This is a genomic window from Ensifer sp. VA4 (assembly GCF_055710065.1).
This window is the reverse complement of record NZ_JBVQPO010000042.1, coordinates 1-1,487: the sequence shown is the minus strand read 5'-3', so window position 1 is coordinate 1,487 and position 1,487 is coordinate 1. Positions and strand designations below refer to the sequence as shown.

Genomic DNA, 1,487 nt, shown 5'->3' with positions numbered 1-1,487 from the left:
AATACTCCCGCTCCGCCTCGCTCAAAATCAATGGTGCCGTCGGTCGGCCAGTCGCATTTGCCATTGCTCAACCTCCCATGAACAGGCAAAGCGTACAATGTAATGAACTTCAGTTCCAGATGACTAGACGCACGTGTCTTCGGGCGCCACCGTCCCGACAGCCGATGAGCAGAGCTTTGGCCAGTGCTAGCTAGTCATCTGAATCCGAAATTCGTGTCATAAGCTGTTGTCGACCTTCTGACAGAAGCGCTTGACGGATGCGAGAATGTCGTCTGCCGATTTGGTCCAGCGGTATGGCTTTGGGTTTTCGTTGTGGCGCTCGATGAAGCTTTTGATGTCGGCTTCGAGTTGAGCTGTCGAAGTATGGACGCCACGTCGTAGTTGCTTGCGGGTCAATTCCGCAAACCAGCGTTCAACCTGGTTGATCCAGGAGGCTGAGGTTGGCGTGAAGTGCACATGGTAGCGTGGCCGCCGCATCAGCCAGTTCTTGATCGATGCAGTTTTGTGCGTTGCATAGTTGTCCATCACGATATGCACGTCCAAATCGGGCGGCACGTTCGCATCGATCTGCTTCAGGAAGTCCAGGAACTCGGTGGCCCGATGCCGCTTGTAGCATTTGCCGATGACAAAGCCGGAGGCGACATCGAGTGCTGCAAACAATGTCGTCGTGCCGTGCCGAACATAAGAATGGGTACGCCGTTCAGGCATGCCAGGCATCATCGGCAGCACTGGCTGCTCGCGATCGAGCGCCTGGATTTGGCTCTTCTCGTCCACGCTGAGAACCAGCGCCCGATTGGGAGGCGACAGATAAAGACCGACGATGTCGCGGACCTTATCGACGAACAAAGGATCGCTGGACAGCTTGAACGTCTCACTGCGATGGGGCTGCAGGCCGAAGGCGTTCCATATCCGGCGGATCGTCGTGTGCGAAAAACCAGCGGCTCCTGCCATCGAGCGGATGGACCAATGGGTCGCATCCGTGGGCGTAGAACGCAGCGTGCGCTCGATCACAGCAGCAATCTGATCATCGCCGATCGTGCGGGGCCGGCCAGGGCGAACTTCGTCGAGCAGGCCATCGAGCCGATCTTTAAGAAAGCGCCGCCGCCATTTGCCAACCGTATGTTCATGCACGCCGAGTTCGCCGGCAACGACCTTGCTCGCAATTCCGTCGGCACAGCGAAGAATGATCCGGCACCGCTCTGACATGGAGCGAGCAACGCGATGCTTACGCACCTGCCGCTCCAAATACTCCCGCTCCGCCTCGCTCAAAATCAATGGTGCCGTCGGTCGGCCAGTCGCATTTGCCATTGCTCAACCTCCCATGAACAGGCAAAGCGTACAATGTAATGAACTTCAGTTCCAGATGACTAGGGTCAGGACTCATTGATCCAAAAGATGAATGCTGCGGCGAAGGCAATGGCTGACAGGAAGGTATGAGCGCATCGGTCGTAGCGGGTGTGGATGCGACGCCAGTCCTTGAGCCGGGC

The 1,487-nt window shown here is 57.0% G+C and carries 1 protein-coding gene and 1 pseudogene; both read right to left on the bottom strand.

Annotated features, from left to right (window positions below):
• Nucleotides 1-216: 216 nt before the first annotated feature.
• Nucleotides 217-1,308 (bottom strand): IS630 family transposase, encoded by a 1,092-nt coding sequence (locus AC0C6X_RS30045; RefSeq protein WP_472956677.1) that lies wholly within the window; start codon nucleotides 1,306-1,308, stop codon nucleotides 217-219.
• Nucleotides 1,309-1,373: 65 nt separating this feature from the next.
• A pseudogene (locus AC0C6X_RS30040) lies at nucleotides 1,374-1,487 on the bottom strand (IS5/IS1182 family transposase); the annotation flags it as partial.

Bases quoted from the DNA above. Each gene is read 5' to 3' on its own strand.
- AC0C6X_RS30045 (WP_472956677.1), bottom strand. From the start codon at position 1,308: ATGGCAAATGCGACTGGCCGACCGACGGCACCATTGATTTTGAGCGAG.